Source organism: Weissella kandleri (assembly GCF_045504165.1).
Lineage (GTDB): Bacteria > Bacillota > Bacilli > Lactobacillales > Lactobacillaceae > Weissella > Weissella kandleri_A.
This window is the reverse complement of sequence record NZ_JBJJNY010000001.1, coordinates 127,708-145,449: the sequence shown is the minus strand read 5'-3', so window position 1 is coordinate 145,449 and position 17,742 is coordinate 127,708. Positions and strand designations below refer to the sequence as shown.

The 17,742-nt window shown below is 40.0% G+C and carries 20 protein-coding genes; all 20 read right to left on the bottom strand.

Annotation, left to right across the window (positions count from 1 at the left end):
* Positions 1 to 3: 3 nt before the first annotated feature.
* The 20 genes from ruvA to ACJQWY_RS00615 all read right to left on the bottom strand — a co-directional run bounded on the left by ruvA (position 4) and on the right by ACJQWY_RS00615 (position 17,712).
* Positions 4 to 597 carry a Holliday junction branch migration protein RuvA gene (gene ruvA, locus ACJQWY_RS00710; RefSeq protein ID WP_407075836.1) on the bottom strand — a complete coding sequence of 198 codons (594 nt, stop codon included), beginning with the start codon at positions 595 to 597 and terminating at the stop codon, positions 4 to 6.
* A gap of 63 nt (positions 598 to 660) precedes the next feature.
* Entirely contained in the window at positions 661 to 2,022 is a 1,362-nt protein-coding gene (locus tag ACJQWY_RS00705) for a Na+/H+ antiporter NhaC family protein (RefSeq protein WP_407075835.1), read from the bottom strand.
* Positions 2,023 to 2,425: 403 nt separating this feature from the next.
* Positions 2,426 to 3,319, bottom strand: coding sequence for a DNA-processing protein DprA (dprA, locus tag ACJQWY_RS00700; protein WP_407075834.1), 894 nt, complete (start codon positions 3,317 to 3,319; stop codon positions 2,426 to 2,428).
* A gap of 38 nt (positions 3,320 to 3,357) precedes the next feature.
* The gene (locus ACJQWY_RS00695; RefSeq protein WP_407075918.1) at positions 3,358 to 4,116 is read right to left on the bottom strand and encodes a ribonuclease HII; all 759 of its coding nucleotides are present in this window, start codon (positions 4,114 to 4,116) and stop codon (positions 3,358 to 3,360) included.
* Complete coding sequence (ylqF, locus tag ACJQWY_RS00690) at positions 4,091 to 4,987, bottom strand: ribosome biogenesis GTPase YlqF (protein ID WP_407075833.1); 897 nt, start codon at positions 4,985 to 4,987, stop codon at positions 4,091 to 4,093. Before ylqF ends, ACJQWY_RS00695 begins: the two co-directional genes overlap by 26 nt.
* 19 nt (positions 4,988 to 5,006) lie before the next feature.
* Positions 5,007 to 5,228 (bottom strand): YozE family protein, encoded by a 222-nt coding sequence (locus ACJQWY_RS00685; RefSeq protein WP_057755182.1) that lies wholly within the window; start codon positions 5,226 to 5,228, stop codon positions 5,007 to 5,009.
* Positions 5,221 to 5,835, bottom strand: a complete 615-nt coding sequence (locus tag ACJQWY_RS00680) for a YpmS family protein (RefSeq protein WP_407075832.1) — start codon at positions 5,833 to 5,835, stop codon at positions 5,221 to 5,223. The genes ACJQWY_RS00685 and ACJQWY_RS00680 overlap by 8 nt, the downstream gene beginning before the upstream one ends.
* A 1-nt stretch (position 5,836) precedes the next feature.
* Complete coding sequence (locus ACJQWY_RS00675; protein WP_407075831.1) at positions 5,837 to 6,721, bottom strand: GDSL-type esterase/lipase family protein; 885 nt, start codon at positions 6,719 to 6,721, stop codon at positions 5,837 to 5,839.
* 118 nt (positions 6,722 to 6,839) lie between these two features.
* Positions 6,840 to 7,688 carry a DegV family protein gene (locus ACJQWY_RS00670; protein WP_407075830.1) on the bottom strand — a complete coding sequence of 283 codons (849 nt, stop codon included), beginning with the start codon at positions 7,686 to 7,688 and terminating at the stop codon, positions 6,840 to 6,842.
* A 30-nt stretch (positions 7,689 to 7,718) separates the two neighbouring features.
* Positions 7,719 to 8,585: a DegV family protein gene (locus ACJQWY_RS00665; protein ID WP_407075829.1), complete on the bottom strand. Its 867-nt coding sequence runs from the start codon at positions 8,583 to 8,585 to the stop codon at positions 7,719 to 7,721.
* Positions 8,586 to 8,736: 151 nt separating this feature from the next.
* A complete protein-coding gene (locus ACJQWY_RS00660) occupies positions 8,737 to 9,156 on the bottom strand; it encodes a MarR family winged helix-turn-helix transcriptional regulator (protein WP_407075828.1) in 420 nt (139 codons plus the stop codon).
* Positions 9,157 to 9,328: 172 nt separating this feature from the next.
* Positions 9,329 to 10,663, bottom strand: a complete 1,335-nt coding sequence (locus ACJQWY_RS00655) for an FAD-dependent oxidoreductase (protein ID WP_407075827.1) — start codon at positions 10,661 to 10,663, stop codon at positions 9,329 to 9,331.
* A gap of 134 nt (positions 10,664 to 10,797) precedes the next feature.
* The gene (locus tag ACJQWY_RS00650; RefSeq protein ID WP_407075826.1) at positions 10,798 to 12,258 is read right to left on the bottom strand and encodes a HAMP domain-containing sensor histidine kinase; all 1,461 of its coding nucleotides are present in this window, start codon (positions 12,256 to 12,258) and stop codon (positions 10,798 to 10,800) included.
* Positions 12,259 to 12,274: 16 nt separating this feature from the next.
* Positions 12,275 to 12,964 (bottom strand): response regulator transcription factor, encoded by a 690-nt coding sequence (locus tag ACJQWY_RS00645; protein ID WP_057755205.1) that lies wholly within the window; start codon positions 12,962 to 12,964, stop codon positions 12,275 to 12,277.
* A gap of 188 nt (positions 12,965 to 13,152) precedes the next feature.
* Positions 13,153 to 14,151, bottom strand: a complete 999-nt coding sequence (gene dnaI, locus ACJQWY_RS00640; protein WP_407075825.1) for a primosomal protein DnaI — start codon at positions 14,149 to 14,151, stop codon at positions 13,153 to 13,155.
* A 30-nt stretch (positions 14,152 to 14,181) separates the two neighbouring features.
* Positions 14,182 to 14,688: a hypothetical protein gene (locus ACJQWY_RS00635; protein WP_407075824.1), complete on the bottom strand. Its 507-nt coding sequence runs from the start codon at positions 14,686 to 14,688 to the stop codon at positions 14,182 to 14,184.
* Positions 14,689 to 14,747: 59 nt separating this feature from the next.
* The gene (locus ACJQWY_RS00630; RefSeq protein WP_407075823.1) at positions 14,748 to 15,545 is read right to left on the bottom strand and encodes a CPBP family intramembrane glutamic endopeptidase; all 798 of its coding nucleotides are present in this window, start codon (positions 15,543 to 15,545) and stop codon (positions 14,748 to 14,750) included.
* Positions 15,535 to 15,747, bottom strand: a complete 213-nt coding sequence (locus ACJQWY_RS00625) for a hypothetical protein (RefSeq protein ID WP_407075822.1) — start codon at positions 15,745 to 15,747, stop codon at positions 15,535 to 15,537. Before ACJQWY_RS00625 ends, ACJQWY_RS00630 begins: the two co-directional genes overlap by 11 nt.
* Entirely contained in the window at positions 15,734 to 16,588 is an 855-nt protein-coding gene (locus ACJQWY_RS00620; protein ID WP_407075821.1) for a Cof-type HAD-IIB family hydrolase, read from the bottom strand. The genes ACJQWY_RS00625 and ACJQWY_RS00620 overlap by 14 nt, the downstream gene beginning before the upstream one ends.
* Positions 16,589 to 16,779: 191 nt before the next feature.
* Positions 16,780 to 17,712: a site-specific integrase gene (locus ACJQWY_RS00615; RefSeq protein WP_407075820.1), complete on the bottom strand. Its 933-nt coding sequence runs from the start codon at positions 17,710 to 17,712 to the stop codon at positions 16,780 to 16,782.
* Between the last annotated feature and the right edge of the window lie 30 nt (positions 17,713 to 17,742).

Here is a 17,742-nt window from a genome sequence, read left to right as displayed (position 1 = left end):
CTACTAAATTAATAATTTCAATCCCGCTGAAATATAATCAGAGGTCGTTGCATCTGGCTGCTTTTGCAGAGTTTTTTCAACCTTTTTAACTTCTCGATCGCCATATCCTAGCGCACGCAAAGCCTCCAACGCATCATCAAGTGCCGGATTAGTTGAAGCCACCGGTGCCACAACTCCTTCAATATTTTGAAAATCAAATGGTAACTTGGATAAATTATTTTGTAAGTCTAAGACCATTTGTTGTGCTGTCTTTTTACCAATCCCAGGGAATTTCGTCAAATAATTAATATTCCCCGCAACAATAGCTTGGACCAATCCTGAATGATCTGCATTTGCCAAAATCGCCAAGGCACTTTTCGGTCCAATTCCAGAAACAGCTAATAGTTGGTCAAAAAGATTCTTTTCATCAACCGTCTGAAAGCCATACAAAGTAATTGCATCTTCACGTACCACCTGCTCAACAAACAACTGCGCTTCTTGTCCCACGGTAAAACGATATGAATTACCCATAACGACCCGATAGCCGACGCCCGCTACTTCAATGACAACAAATTTGGGGGCCAAGACGGTTATAATTCCCTTTAAGTATTCGTACATGCTTTAACTCCTATTTTTTAATTATAACCTAATTATAGCAAGCTCGCGAATATTTAACGAGGCTTATTTCACAGGTCGTTCACCCGGTAATCCTAACCCTGTCCAGGCTGACAACAATGAAAAAATGGGTGAGAATAAGGCAAAAAAGACAAAGGGTACAAATGCGCTCACTGAAACACCTAACGCTTGCGCCGCAAAGCTTCCAGCCACGCCCCACGGTACTAAATAATTCACCACCGTCCCCGAATCTTCTAACCCACGACTCAAGGCTAACCGTGAAATGTTCAAGCGATCAAAAGCTGGCTTCCATAACTGCCCGGGTAAAATTGTCGCCAAGTACTGCTCACCAATCATAAAGTTCGCTCCAATTCCACTTAAAATCAATCCAGTCAAGGTGCCCGCAGTTGTATTAATTTTGACGACTAAAGGTTCCATTAAAGTTTGCAAAACGCGCATCTCAGTTAATACACCCCCAAGGGCTAAGGCAAACATGATTATAATAATCGTTGGCATCATCGGCATCATCCCCCCACGATTTAATAATCCTGCTAATAAGGCATTATTCAACGATGTATGGTAACCGTTCATCAAAAGGTCAGCCAAATCTTTGGGCGTATTTTGCACCAAAAATGCTAAGGCTGATACGCCAACATTCATTAATAAAGTTGGGATGGCAGGGATGCGCAAAATAGCCATCACCACTAATAGACCTAGTGGAACCACGCTCCACCATGTAGGATGCAATAATGCCATCAATGATGCTAAGCTTTGTCCTGCATGACCATGATGTCCAAACCCTAACCAAGTAAATAGTAATAATGATACACCCAAAGCGGGCAATGTGGTCCACATCAAATTGCGAATATGGGCGAACAAGTCGACTTCAGCAATTGACGACGCTAAGTTCGTTGAATCCGACAAAGGTGATGATTTATCTCCAAAAATGGCCCCCGATAAAATTGCTCCAGCTACCATTGCTGGAGAAAAGCCTAAGCTTGTTCCAATTCCCATCAAGGCTACCCCAACCGTTCCAATTGTAGTAAAAGCTGAACCAATCACTGACCCAATCACTGCGGTCACTAAAACCGTGCTAGGTAAAAACCAAGTTACATTAGCACTTTTAAAGCCAAGCCAAACTAAAGTGGGAATCACCCCCGTGGCCATCCATAACGCAATTAGCATCCCAATCAACAAGAATAAGAATAAAGGGGCCAGTCCTGTCTTTAGTCCCGCTAGCATCGCAACTTGTAATTCATCCCAATGGGCCCCAGATATTTTTAAGAACAACATACTAACTAATAAACTAACTAACAAGGGGATGTAAGCTGGTAACTTCATCCCAATGATGCCCACACTAAAGATTATTAAAATCATAATAACTAGTAAACTGGCGCCTTTAAAGCCCCATTTCATTTGTTTTTGCATACCTTTACACCTCAATCTATTCATTTTCCAATCATACAGCCTCAACCAATTGCGCTGACTGCTCTTATAATAAATTTCATCAACCAAATTCTAAATAAAAAACGTCCCAACTACATCAATTGACATAGTTGGGACGAAAGTGATTTCCGCGGTACCACCCGAATTATTCACACAAAAGTGAATCTCTTTATTATTTAAAAATTAAGGGAGCTCTCTAAATAGTGACCGTCCACAAAATACAGCCTATTTAAAAAACTTAATAATTCAATTCATTAGCCTGCACTACTCACAGCAACCGTAGTTTCTCTTACATTCAACTAATCAATCTACTGAATATCCCGAGTGTACCTGTAATTCAATTTTCTGTCAAGCCTCTTCATTTTTTATCTAAAATCACTTAAAGTTAAAACCACCAATAGTGAGCTTTTAACGCCTGCATGACATCTTGCGCATTTAAAACTGGCTCAGCCCCTTGCCGGATCAATTCATTGCAGCCTTGCGCGTAATCATACATTACCGCGCCAGGCACAGCCAATACACTCCGGTTATTCTGGACAGCTAAGGCGGCCGTAATCAAAGATCCAGATTTCCGTCGGGCTTCTACCACCAACGTATTATAACTCAGGCCAGCTAAAATTCGATTCCGCTCAGGAAAATATTGTTTTTGCGGTCCAACATCTGGCAAATATTCACTTAATATTAATCCTTGCCGACTGACTTCAGCTTGTAACGCGCGGTGACTGGCTGGATAAGTACGCATCAAGCCAGTTCCAATCACCGCCACAGTTGCTCCGCCAGCTGCCAAAGTGATTTCATGTGCTAAAGCATCAATACCTCGCGCTAAGCCCGAAACAATCACGATTCCTTGCGCAACCAACTGAGGCAACCACTGCTGTAAAATCACCTGTCCATAGGCTCCATTTTGCCTAGCACCCACAACAGTTAAACATGGTTGCTGCAAATATGTTAAATTACCTTGATAAAATAAAACCAACGGTGGATTCCAAATCTCCTTTAAGCGATTCGGGTAAGTACCATCAAAAATTGTAATATACGGTATGGTTGCTGCCATAGATAACAGCTGGTTGCTTAAGTTCACCTGCTGCAAAAGTCTGTGCAACTGACTTCGTTCTGATTTTCGCAAATCACCAACCATTGCTGCTTTTAACGCAGCACACCAATTTGACCAAGCTTGCTCAGCGGGCCAAGCCATGCTTTTAAATAATTGGTTTTTCTGTGATAACCGCACCTGCGTCATTAAGGTGAAAATTAAAATAAACTGATTTCGTTTCATCATTGAGTTCTCCTTGTTAAAAAAGAACCCAACCGCCTAAATTACCGCAATCTTTTTTTAACCGGCGCAAACGTATTACGATGAAGGGGCGTCACGCCCAATTGATCGAGCGCCGCTAAATGTTCTTGAGTACCATAGCCAGCATTTTTTTCAAACCCATAGCCTGGATATTCTTCAGCATAAGTTGCCATCAATCGATCGCGGTAATCTTTGGCCAAAATACTAGCCGCCCCAATACTAATGCTCCGGTCATCCCCTTTAATCAAACTAGTCTGGGGCATTTCAACATCCAGTTCCATCGCATCAATCAACAAAGCGGCTGGCTGTTGTGTTAAATTTTGATATGCCAGCGTCATGGCTTTCCGCGCAGCTTGATAAATATTCAATGCATCAATTTCATCCGCTTCCACCACACCAAATGCATAGTCCAAAACTTGTGCCTTAATCTGGGGGACTAAGGCGTGTCGCTTTTTTAAACTCAATTGCTTTGAATCATGGACTTCCCACAAACCAAAATGTTGATTTAAAACGACTGCCGCAGCGACCACGGGCCCCGCCAAAGGGCCACGTCCAACCTCATCAATGCCTGCCACTAAATCACCTGCTTGCCAATAGCGCTGTTCAAATTGCAAACGTTGTTGAAAGGCTGCTTGTTGATGTGCCCTTTTTTGCTGACGGCGTTCATATTGCTGAACCGCCAACTGAACGCCTTGCCGAGGATCTTGCTTTAACCGTTCTAGCTCTACACTAGCGATTGGTTGTTGCAAGCGCGTTTTAATCTGTTGAATCGTTTCCTGCATCATCCAAAAAGCCTAATTCCTCCCGATCAGTTGGCCGTTCAATCGTATAAGTTCCCAATTTACCCCGGCGCAAATCAATTAATAATCGCTCACTACCACGCTCATAATCATCCTTATAGCCCATTTTTTGCGTAATTAATAATAGCAAATCAACATTACTAAACTGTGCAAAACTATCCGGCGCTAACTTGTAGCGTTCAATAATCGCTTCTGGATGATACCCGCGCATAAATTCTAACAATGCCAAGGCAATGTCATCTAAATTCACTAATTGATCCTTGATGGCCCCCGTCATCGCTAAATGTTGACCAACAATTTGATTTTCAAATTTAGGCCACAACACGCCTGGCGTATCTAACAATTCCAAATTAGTCGGCGTTTTTAACCACTGTAATTTCTTCGTCACTCCCGGTCGATCTCCGGTAATAGCAACGTTTTTCATCACCAAATGGTTAAGCAAAGTTGACTTACCAACATTTGGTACCCCTACAACTAACGCCCGAATCGCTTTATCTTTCACGCCCCGTTCAGCCAATTGATCCCATTTTTCAGTTAAAATTTTACGTGCCGCTTTCGTCACAATTTGCGGTGTTTTTCGGTCTTTCACATTTAACGCTACGACAGGAATATTACGTTGTTCAAAATCTTGCAACCATTCTTGGGTAATTTTGGGGTCGGCCAAATCCATCTTAGTCATTATCAGCAACCGAGGCTTATCTCCTAAGACATGGTTCAATTCTGGATTACGCGAAGCTAATGGAATCCGGGCATCAACTAGTTCAAATACAACATCAACGTATTTTAAATTTTCTTGCATCAAACGCATGGCCTTGGCCATATGACCGGGATACCATTGAATAATTTGTCCCATTTTAAATCTCCTTTTCGGACTACTCTTCAGCAGCTAAGTATTGTTGCCAGGCTTCATCAAAGATGTCCATTGATTGTAAATAGCCCCCATTTTCTTCCAAATATCGGGATATTTCATCAAAATCTTTGCTTTGCTTCGGAAAACTTTGATCATAAAAAGCACCATTAGCAAAATTTTTTACGGCATCATGTGTTACTGGATCTCGTTGTGTCATTAGCCATTGATAAAATGTTCTACGCATGATTAGATAACCCCACTTGGAAAATGAATTGATTCTGCTGCATGTTTAATTTTTTAATTTTAATTCGCATTCCAGAAACCTCAGGCACTTTGGTAAAATCAATTAAAATAGTCTGTGCTTTACTATTAACCGTCACCCACTTGGGCAAATCTAAGTTATTGCCAAGCCCATTCATGACATATTTAACCGGCAGTGGTAGTTGGCCGACCGCAACTGAATCGGCATGAAGCAATAGATTTCCTTCTTTAGTAACTGAAGGCGTCATTTTCATCCCATAATCTACTTTTTGACCTAATAATTTCGTCGTTCCATAGACCATCATACTAGTCGTGCCCATTTCAAAACGGAATTTACCTTTTAAATCAGGATCATCATTTAAATACTTATTCATCCACGCATTTAAATTGCGTTTGGTTAGTTGAACATCCATCATCGCATCCGTCATTTGAATCGGTTGCTCCGTCTTAAATTGTTTTTCTTTTCCCTGGGGCAGAGCAATTAAAACCAAAGCTAGGAGTACCATCACGACTAAAGTCCCTCCAATACCCCACAGAAGGCCTAATTGCCGTCCTTGTTGAAAACTATGTTGATCTTTTGGCACCTTCATTTTAATTCAACCATACTTTCTTGTTTTTTTGCATCACTTTAAACAACTCATCGGTCATAATATCATACCCTTGGTTATTCGGGTGAAAATGATCTGCCGGTGAAATATAGCGATTCTTTTCACCATTCGGTTGATTTAAAGCTGCAGCTACCATTTTATTATCCGTTGAGCCTTGCGCTGATTCTTTAGCCTCTCGCACCAGTTTAGCTTTTTTATAAGCCGTTTGGTATTGACCATATGTTAGAGGCTTAAATACCGAAACATAATACGCGTTTTTATCATCTAAGGCAACGTCCTTGTTAACCCCATTGTACAAATGAACAGCCTGATTTAAGTCAGTCCGGTTCGCTAGATATACATATAACGGGTTATAGTTTCCATACACAAAAATTGGGGCATGTGGATTTTTGGCACGCAAATATGCAAAAAGTTGCTCGAATTTATGCTGATACTGCGGTTTAGTATGCCGAATTTCTGGCATGATATTCGGTTCTTTTTGCGTTTGAATCAATTTAAACAGCTTTTGCTGCAAATCATTTCCGCCTGCCGTCACTATCAATACATCAGCACGCTTGATTTTCTTTTGTGCAGTTGGATTAGCTTGAATTCTTTTTAAAATTTGGTCTGAGCGATCACCAGATTTTCCAAAATTAGCGGTCTTTACCTTGCGATGATCAACATGTTCAATTTTCTTAGCAATTCTTTGCTCATAACCGCCCATATTTTTTGTATCGCCAATCCCCTCAGTTAAAGAGTCACCAACTGTCACCAACTCAACACTATCACGACTCTTGGCCTGTACCGTTGGTAAAATCCCTCCTAATCCTAGGAGCATTACACTTAATCCAAACAACAGACTAACAATTGACTTTTCTAATTTTGGCATTTTAGCTCAGTTTTCCTTCTTTCAAAATATCAACATCCATTTGAATGGTTGCAAGATATTATTATATCAAAAAAAGGCTCCACACAATCAAGTTGTTTAGGCCCCATTCATCATTCAACTATCCTTTAACCAAATAGCTCAATCCGTATGCCCCTGCACCAGTGTGAGTAGCCACCACTGGTGAAGTTTGATTAATCGAAATCGTAGCCTCTGGGAACTCTTGCGCTAAACGTGCACCCAACTCTGCCGCTTTTTCCGGAATTCCAGCGTGAGATAACCCAATCATTTCAATTCCTGAAGTCGCATGCATTTCATCAACAATTTTGTCAATGTAGTTCCGGATGGTCTTAGCACCACGTCCTTTAACTTCCGCTATGATATCACCATCAACAACATGCGCACCAATTTTGATATTTAACAACCCCCCAATAAAACCAGTGGCTTTAGAAATTCGACCACCTGCTGAAAGATTATCCAAAGAGTCTAATGTCAAATAAAGTTGTGTATTTTGCTTCGTTTTTTCAATTTCAGATAAAATATCAGCCGCACTGGCCCCCATTTGGGCTAATTTAGCCGCTTTAATTACTTGAAAGCTTAAAGCACGATCAATAAATGCAGAATTTAGCACATGGATATGATCAGGACTAACTAATTGTGCCGCCTGCTGAGCAGTCTGACATGTTCCTGACAATTCAGGCGTTAAATGAATACTAATAATTTCTGATCCATCGGCCGTCAGCCGTTCGTAAACATCCGAAAACGCTCCAATCGCCGGCGTTGAGGTCTTAGGTAGATTATTAGCTTCTTCCATCTTTTCCATAAATTCTTCTCGGCTCAACGTCACTCCATCTTCGTAGAGTACATCATCAATCACCACGGTCAATGGAATAACCGTAATATCTAATTGCGCAATTTCCTCATCTGATAAAATTGCCGTTGAATCCGTTACAATCTTTACTTGTGCCATACGATTTATCCTCCACCATCTCCTGCTTTATTATAAACTTTCTGGGTCACGCATCCAAACTAAAGCTAGCGCCCCTGCTCCTAAATGAACTCCAATTACTGGACTGAAATGAGACAATTCAAAGTCCAAATCAGGATACGTTTCTGCTAATTCCTGTCGCCATTCCTCACCTTCCAATTGCGCATTAGCATGAATTATCATTGGCTTAATTGGATAAGTCGCATTCATCAAGGCGTTTTTAAACAATTCTTCAACCCGCTTCTTAGATTTCTTCATTGAACGCACTTTTTCATACGGAACGATATAATTTGAATTAGCATCAAAAGTCAAAATAGGTTTAACCTTTAACATGGTTCCGACAATCGCCCCAGCGTTTGACAATCGACCACCCCGTACCAAATTATTTAAATCATCAACCACAAAATACTCATCCGTGGTCTTTTGTAATTCATGCAGAACATTGACGATTTCTTCTGCCGTTTTTCCTTCTTCAACCATTCGCGCTGCTTTAAGCACTTGCCACCCCATCAAACGCACCGTAATCTTTGAGTCTACTGGAATCACTTCTAAACCATCAATTTTATCTTTGATTGAATCAACATTATTAATAAATCCAGAAATAGTACTTGTCAAATGAATGGAAATCACTTGCTCATAACCTTCATCACGTAAGCTTTCATAAATTCCAATCAATTCGCCAATCGCTGGTTGTGAAGTTGAAGGAAAAGAATCAGATGACTTTAACATATCATAAAATTCTTTGGTCGTAATATCGACATTTTCTTTGTATTCTTTTCCTTCAAAAATAATCGGAATTGGAATCACCTTAATATTATATCGCTCCACTTCCTCTGAGGTTAGAGTCGCCGTTGAATCCGTCATAATTGCAATTTTCATAGTTAATATCCTTTATCCTAGCATTTTATTTCGATAATCAAACAAATAAATTAATATCATTATACGATGATATTAATTAACTGCCTAGTCAACAATCCATTTTAATCATGCTGGCTAAAAACCATATTTTCAATTATAACGCATCTCCGACTTAATCGACCACTTTACTTAATGATTTCCCTAAACGTTTCAAGAGAATTCGCAACATTGTTTGCTCTTCATCTGACCACATTTTGAAAACGCGTTGTTCTAGCATTTCATTTTGCGTTGTCAAAGTTGCCAACTGGGCTTGACCTTGTGCAGTGACTTGATATGTCAGCTGACGATGATCGCGCCCCTTGGCTTGGTGCTCAATTGCCTTTTTTTGTTCTAACGATTTCAATTGACGAGAAAGCGTTGAATTATCAAGTTCCATTGCTTGACTTAATTTATCTTGCGTATCAATGCCGTCCGTGACCTGCGTCAGTAGCTTCCATTCAGCAATCGTCAAATTAACCTTCTTTACCATTTGCTGTAACTGCTTATGATAGTCTTTTGCGGTCACCTGTAATTCATCTAAAATCGCTTGCATCAGCGCAGCCCTCCGTCAAAAAAGTTCACTTATCTCTTTTTCATTATACGGTATTACAACCCACTTCGGCAACCAAGTTCATGAATTTAACCGTTTTCATTCCTTGTATAATGCAATTCGTTAAAAAAGCTTGTGCATTCATCAATCCAATGCACAAGCTTTTTAATTTTAATTACTTAGCGGCTGCCGCCATGGCTACTGCACCCAAGAAATTAATTGGTTGACTGAAATTTGGTTGGAATAAGAAATCAGACATCGCCAAATCATCAATTGTCATTTGATTTTGAATCGCCAATGACAGAGCATTCGCTGTTTGTGAAATGTCATGCTTTGAATAGAATTCACCGCCCAAAACGCGACGTGTCTTAACATCCCACAACAAGGTAGCCCGAACTGGCGTTGTAGTTAACATGAAGTCTGGTCGGTAATCTTGCTCAATCGTAACTGTATCATAACCAGTAATTCCACGAGCTTGAGCCAATTGCTCATTCAAGCCAGAAGCAGCCATCGCGTGGTCGTATAATTCCACTGCTGAAGTTGATTGCGTACCCAAGTATGCAACTGTTGGCTTCAAAATATTCTTTCCAACCAGGATACCTTGACGCACCGCGTTGGTAGCCAAAGGAATGTAATCATTTTGTTGCGTTGGGTTGTAGAAGACTGTAGCGGAATCACCTGCAGCGTAAACGTCAGGAACAGAAGTTTGCATATATTTATCAACGATAATTGCACCGTTTTTAATCATGTCAACTTGACCTGTAAACAAATCAGTCCGTGGCGAGAAACCAATTCCAAGCACGGCGATATCAGCTTCATATTCGCCCTTATCTGTGATAACTTTGACACCATTTTCCGTTTGCTCAAAGCTTTGAACCATTTGTCCTAAACCTAAAGTAACGCCATGGTCTTTATATTCTGCTTCAATCTCATCAGTAATTGCTTTATCGAAATTCTTAGCCAAAACCCGATCTAATCCATCAATCAAAGTTGTCTTAACACCTGTTACTGAGAATTGTTCAGCAATTTCAGCCCCGATATAACCAGCTCCAATCACAATGGCCGATTTAGCATCCTTGGCAGCCTCTTTAATGGCCTTAGCATCATCCCAATTTTTGCACTTGAAAATATTTTCTCCATCAATTCCAGGAATTGATGGCAAAACAGGTTTTGAACCAGTCGTGACAACAATTTTATCATATTGTTCAGTTGTTTCTTCTTCAGTGATCAAATTTTTATAAGTTAAAGTTTTTGTCACCAAATCAGCTTTAGTCACGTCATGTTGCATTTTCATCTTGATGCCATCAGCTTCCATGCTTTCCACAGAATCATAAAACATCTTAGCAGGGTCTGAAACGTGATCTCCAACCCAAAGCGCAATTCCACATGATAAAAATGAGACAGAATCATTTCGCTCAAAGACAGTAATATCAGCTTCTGGGGCTGTTTCTAAAATTCCACGTGCTGAAAAAATTCCAGCGTGAGTACATCCAATAACTGCAACTTTCATGATTAAAACCTCCGAAAAATTAAACGCTTACATTTGTATAATTCCATTATACCATCTTACGCTTACTTTTTCACATAATCTCTTACAATTTTACAGTTACATTTTGAAAATTTTTTTCAAAGTCCTAAATACCGTTACTCTTTCTTTCTTATAGGTAAAGTAATCCGTAAAATTGATCCATAACCCAAAGCTGATTCTAGAACAATCTTTCCTCCATACCCTTCAATCAATTTCTGAGCAATACTTAGCCCCAAACCATTGCCGCCCTGTTTACGGGAACGAGCTTTATCAACACGGTAAAAACGATCAAAGACGCGCTTAGCATCTTCAGGCGCGACCCCTTCACCAAAATCTTGCACTGTAATTTGCACCTGACTAGCGGTTTGTGAGACTGAATAATGAATTTCACGCCGGTCTTTAGAATATTTAACCGCATTATCAGACAAGATAATTAAGACTTGTTCTAAATGATCGCGTGACATATTCACATACACCGGTTGCCGTAAATCATCATCTAAAATAAAAATAAAATCTGCATAAACTAATTTGAAATTATTATAGACAGCATTAACTAATTCTTTAACATCGGTATTCCCGCCTTTAAAAGCTAGTTCAACTTGATCTGCCCGAGTTAAGTCCAACATTTCTTGAACTAAACCTTCCATCCGACGCATCTCACTTAACGAAGCATCAATTGATTCAGCCAAAATTTTAGGATCATCTTTCCCCCAACGATTTAATAATTCCATATGCCCTTTCACAATCGCCACTGGAGTGCGGAGTTCATGTGAAACATCTTCGACGAACTGATGCTGCATCAACATTACACTTTGCAGCTGATCTAAGGTATTGTTTAACAAAGTAGCTAATTCCGTCAGCTCATCATTGGCCCGATGATCTAATTCCACCCGTTGCGGAGATTGCGGGTCCAACTTTGTAGCATTGACCACTTTTCGAATCGCTTGGACCGGACGCAATAAGTACTGAGCTAACCAATAACCCCAAATTGCAATTAAGAGTACTCCTAAAATCATGGTGATAATCGTAATCCAAGTAATGCGTTTAAACATCCGATGATATTTATCTAAGTGATTAATTACCTCAACTTGACCAATGGGTTGATGCTGATTATTATAAAGTGTTTGCCGTCCAATAATAATCTTTTGCCGATGTTGATCTTTTGTCACTTGGATACGCGCCGCTTTTTGTGGCTTTTGATTCATTGATGCGCGGGGATAGCGTTGCTGTTTTAAATCATAAATATGCACTTCCATGTCCGTTCGCATCGTTTCAATCAAACCTGGAGCTTGCTTTTCTGATAGATGATGGGTGGCAATAATATCATTTTCAATTGCGGAGGGCGAACTTTTTTTGAAATCGGCCGTTCGCAAACGTTGCGTCACCCAATTCATTGATTCTTGCACCGACTTACGTTCATCTAGAATCATTTGGTTTGTAAACGCCGTAATTAAAACATAACTAAAACAAATGGTTATCAAAAAAAAGCCCACTGCTGAACCTAACGCCCACTTCCATTTCAGTGATATACCGGTTTCAGCTGTGGAATTTTCATTGACAATGGCTAATTCTTCCATTGTAAGGCCTCGCTAATTATTGTCGCATTACATAGCCCGTTCCCCGGACCGTCTGGATATAAGATGTCTTAGAATCACTTAGGTCAATCTTATTTCGCAAATAACGAATATAAACATCGACCACATTCGTTTCAACATTCTCATCATATCCCCAAACCTTGGCTAACAAGACTTCTCGCGACTGCACGACATTAATATTTTCCATTAAAATCACGAGCAATTCATATTCACGCTTAGTCAAATTAATGATTTCATCTCCACGTCGCGCGATTCGATTTTCTTTTTCCACAATCAAATCACGATATTTAACGATGCTCTGATGGTTAGCATGTTCTTGCGTTTCAATATTAATACGGCGCAACAAAGCCCGAATCCGCGCTAATAATTCTTCAATCGCAAAAGGCTTCACAACATAATCATCTGCCCCATAATCCAAGCCAGAAACACGATCAATGACCGAATCACGAGCGGTCATCATAATAATCGGCGTATTTTTTACTTCACGTAAACGCCGTGCGACTTCTAACCCACTCAATTCGGGAAGCATTAAATCTAGTAAAATCAGATCAAAATTCTCTTCCAAAGATAAGTCCAAACCAGACCGACCATTATCAGTTACAACTGTTTCGTAGCCTTCGTGCTGTAATTCTAATTCCACGAAGCGTGCCAAATTGGCCTCATCTTCAATTACTAAGATTTTTTGCATTTTTAGCAACCTACCTATATCTATTTTTTATATTATTTATTATTAAACTTAATCAGTTTAGCATAACATTCTCATTTTCGCTACTAATTTCAGCAAAAAAAAGCTGACCAAAATAAAGTTTCGTCAGCTTTTTAACGACTTTAATGAGAAAAATTCGCGTCAATATTTTTCTCATTTATTTATCATTTTTAATTTAATCTCCGGTTAGGACCATTAACTGGCATTTCGTGTGCTAAATACTTAATCCGTTGCATCAAGCGCCCGGCCTTAACCGGCTCAACCCCCTTACTAGAGTTAGCAAAATGCTCATTTTCCAATTGTGCCATTGAAAAATTAGAAGTGAAAAACGTGGTCAATCCATTTTGCATGCGATAATCTAAGACTACACTTAAAACATCATCACGCACCCAGCCACTACCGTCAATTTCTGCACCAATATCATCAAGCACCAAAACCGCGACCGTGCGCATTTTTTCACGCAATGGTTTCATATTCATTGTCGAATCACTAATAGCCTCTTTCATATTGGCTGCTAATGTGGGGTAATGTACTAGCAACACTTCAACCTCTTCAGCTGCTAATTGATTCGCCATGGCGCCTAAGAGGTAAGTTTTCCCGACGCCGTATGGACCTTGTAGGTATAATCCCGGATGGAAGGCTTGCGGATCTTGAGTATAAGCATCAATGAATTGGGTGACAGCCAAAACTGCTCCCAACATGCCAGCATCAGCATCTTGAAAATCACCCATCCGCGCCTTCTTCAACTCTTTGGGCATCCCCAAAACTTGAATCCGACTCGCCGCCTTTAATTTATCCTCACGTTGCTTGGTTTGTGCGGTTTCATGATATTGAATTACCACCTGTTGATCAACAAACAATAATTCAGGATCATAACCCGGATGTACATCCGAAAGACCTTGTTGCGCCTTTTGTTTTTGCAGATAGTATTCATAAATCGTCGCTAAATCACGATCAAAAATTTGGGCTGTCAATTCCGGCTGATATTTAGCAATGAAGGCTTTAATTTCAGCATCTCCCAACAAAACATCCCGTATTTTCTGGAATTCTGCACGCATCTGCGCATGCTGCCCAAAAACACTTTTTAACGAGGTCCCCACATCCTTGGCCCCATTTTGTTGCTTTAACTTCAGTTTATCCATTTCTGGCATATGCTTTTCCTCAATCATCTATCTTTTTACACCCAACTAATTTCTACCTCAATGGGTCTGCCGCAACTGGGCAAAAGCAAAATCTTTCTGGCGTAAATGATGATAACTATTATCCCCAGCTAACGGCGCTAAGAAACGTTTACGCTCTGGCTGAGCTAACATTAGATCACTATTTTGGCGCCAGGTGCTTAACAAGGCATATTCGAAACTATGTGGCACCTGTAATAACGCCTCATTTAACATCCCCATCTGCTTTTGCTTTTGCGCCCACTGTTGCCAGCGTAAAATAAACGGCTCGCGTTCATCATCATTTAACGTTACATATTCCCAATGCATTAACCCACGCAATTCAAATTCTGGTTTTTGTGTTTTCAAAATTTCATAACGCGTCCCACTTTGAAAAGGAGAATCCGAATTATTAGTTTTTTCAATTAATTGAAAATGTTCACTATCAGCCACATCAACGGCCAAAAACAAAGGTCGTGGTGCTTGTTTGGCTTGAATCATTTTTAATACCGCTTCGGTCCCATAGGTTGTATAAATATAATCACTCATTACAAAGAAGCCTCCTTCATAACTCAAGCTCTTCCTACTCTCTCATCTTCTATTATACGCTAATTTGCTTGACTTAAGATGATAAGCATCGCAATCGAATTGTTTAGACAATGTAATAACATTGGATACTGCAACTGCCGCGTTCGCTGATAAACATAAGCCAACACTAAGCCGGTTAACGTGTATTGTAAAAAAGCGGTCCATTGAAAAGTTTGCAAGAACACATGAAACCAACCAAATAAGATTGCCGATAACCACATATTTAAATGCCATCGGGTCTGCCGAACAAAGTAATTCATCACCACGCCACGAAAAATGGCTTCTTCCAAAAGAGGGGCTAAAATGACGGCCATGAAAATCGTCATACTTTGCAACATAAGACCAGAGTGGGCCATGTGTTCTAATTGCTGCTGATTAGCAGCTGTAGTCTGCTGGTTTTGCACTAAGCTTTCCAAAATTCCAGCCAGCATTCCACCTAACAGGATTAACCCGTAACCTTTTAAAATCCACCAGCTATGAGACGCTTCTAAATGATGCCAGCCCGTATCGGGGGCTTGGAGTTTAATTCCACGCCACAACACTCGCATTGTTCCATATAAAAGACCACTCATGACTAATAACATCAAAACAATCGCCAACCAACTATCGGGCCGTATATGGCTCAAATACATCACAAACTGTGTACTTGCCCCAGCTTTGAATGCCATCCAACCTGCTAATTTATGCAACAAATATGGCACGCCCTGCGCCGTGAGTATTCCAATATTTTGAATAATGGCATCCATTAACAGACCAAAACACAAATACCCAATTCCTACTAATACAATCATTGAAGTCTGTTTATTTTTACTGCTCATCAGTTGCATCTCGCTTTTTTTGTTTTGTTTTTTCCGACCAGATGGTTAACCGGGTCATGCCAATGGATAGAAGGGCAAATAAAATAATATCTCCAGTAATTAAAATCCAGTTATCCCACCGCAAAATGCCAACTAATATATTCCAACAAATTAAAATTAAAAAGCATATAATGGCGCCCAAGAAAGTACTAAATCGATGCATCATCAACCCCTTTTAACACATACTTTTCTAAGGCTTCGGCAACCGCACCATGATTATTATCGTGTTCCATCACCACCTTAGCCGTCTTTTTAACTTCTTCAATTCCATTTGCCACTGCAATACCTAATCCCGCTGCCTTCAGCATCGCCAAATCATTAGAATTGTCACCGATTGCCATGACTTCAACCATATCCATGCCTAATTGTTCCGCTAATAATTGCGTCGCTGAACCTTTTTCCACCCCGGCTCGATTAAATTCAACATAGCGGCTTGAAGAATATGTGGCTTCAACCGCATCTGCCCCAATCGTTGCTAAGACTTGCTCCATAATTTGCTCACGGACGGCGAGCTTGGGGTGTTCAAAAATCACTTTCATAATTGGCTCCGCACTTGTCCAAAAATCAGCATCTGGGCGCTCAATTTCTTGATATGGAACCGCCCGTTCGTTCATATAACGCCGATCTGTCACCGATAAATTATAAATAAACAAATGATTGACTGTGTAAATATGTGCATCAATTTCTGGATTAACTTGAATCCCAGCCTCAAATATTTGATTGGCTAACTGTGGATCGAGCGCACGCGTCAACAAAACTTTATTACCAGCATTTTCGACGATGGCGCCCCCGTTATAAGAGATAACGTATTGGTCCTTTAAACCCTTCAAACCTAATGTTTCAAGTAGTGGTTGCACCGAGTTAAAAGATCGCCCAGTATTTGGCACAAATTTAAAGCCTTGAGCCACGGCTGCCTTAATCGCTGCAACGTTTTTAGGGTTCACCGTTCCATCATTATTTAATAAAGTTTCATCTAAATCTGAGACAAGCATCCGATAGGTCATCTGATTCCTCCAAGAATACGTTTTCTTGTATTATATCAAATTTTGAGGGGCAAAAAAACTGAACCATGAAACGTTTACAGGCGTTTTTCAAGCTTTTTCAACCGTGTAATCAATGACCGGTCTGATTGTTCAACTTCGGGAAATTTATAACATTGGCCTAATGCCTATATGTCACATGATATTCGCTCTCTTTACATCAATGTCGTCAAATAACGCATAATTTTATCAGTATCAGCATTTTCTAATTCACGAATTACGTGCAAGTAAGTCCGCTGCGTCGTATTCATATTCGAATGTCCTAATCTACGTGCCACGGAGCCAATCGATACCCCGGCATACAACAATAATGAAGCATGCGTATGGCGCAATCCATGAATGCTTATTTCTGGAATATCAGCTTTTTGACAATATTTTTCTAATCGATCATTGGGTGTGGCATTATAAATTTTTTTACCGGGCGTTACAAATATAGGCCATTCTCTGGGTTTACCATCAATCATTTTCGCAAATTGCATGGCAATTTGCCAATCAATTGGTATTTTTCGAACCGACGCCGTATTCTTAGTTTGTGAAAAGCCACCCCCTTCAGCATTTTTATAATCCCATGTCTTATTCACTGAAATCGTTAAGCGTGACAAATCAAAATCATTTGGTGTTAGCGCCAACGCCTCACTAAAACGCAATCCCGTTTTTGCAATCAATAGTAAAAAATAATCCCAATTCAGCTCATCACCTAAATTTAATTGTGCTAGCAATTTTGTTAATTGTTGTTGATTTAAAAATTTCACTTTATGTTGTTGAGTTACCGTTCCCTTGATAACCACTTTTCTTGTTGGATCAACGACCAAATAACCTTCTTCTAAAGCATCCAAAACTGCTGTGCGTATTTGATGATGAAAATCTAAAACCGTCTGTTTTTCATGCGTAAGTGCATAATCATTTAGAATGGTTTGATACATCTGCCGTGTTAACTGATTCATCATCAAATCTGGGGCTAATACTTTAAGTGCCTTTTGTGTTTGAATATATTTAGCATACGTAATAGGCCGAACCGCATCTTTTTTATATAACTCCATCCACTGCAGATAATAAGCATGAAAAGTTAAGCTTTTTTCTTGTGACATACTTTGTCACCTCCATAAAAAAATAGTGTC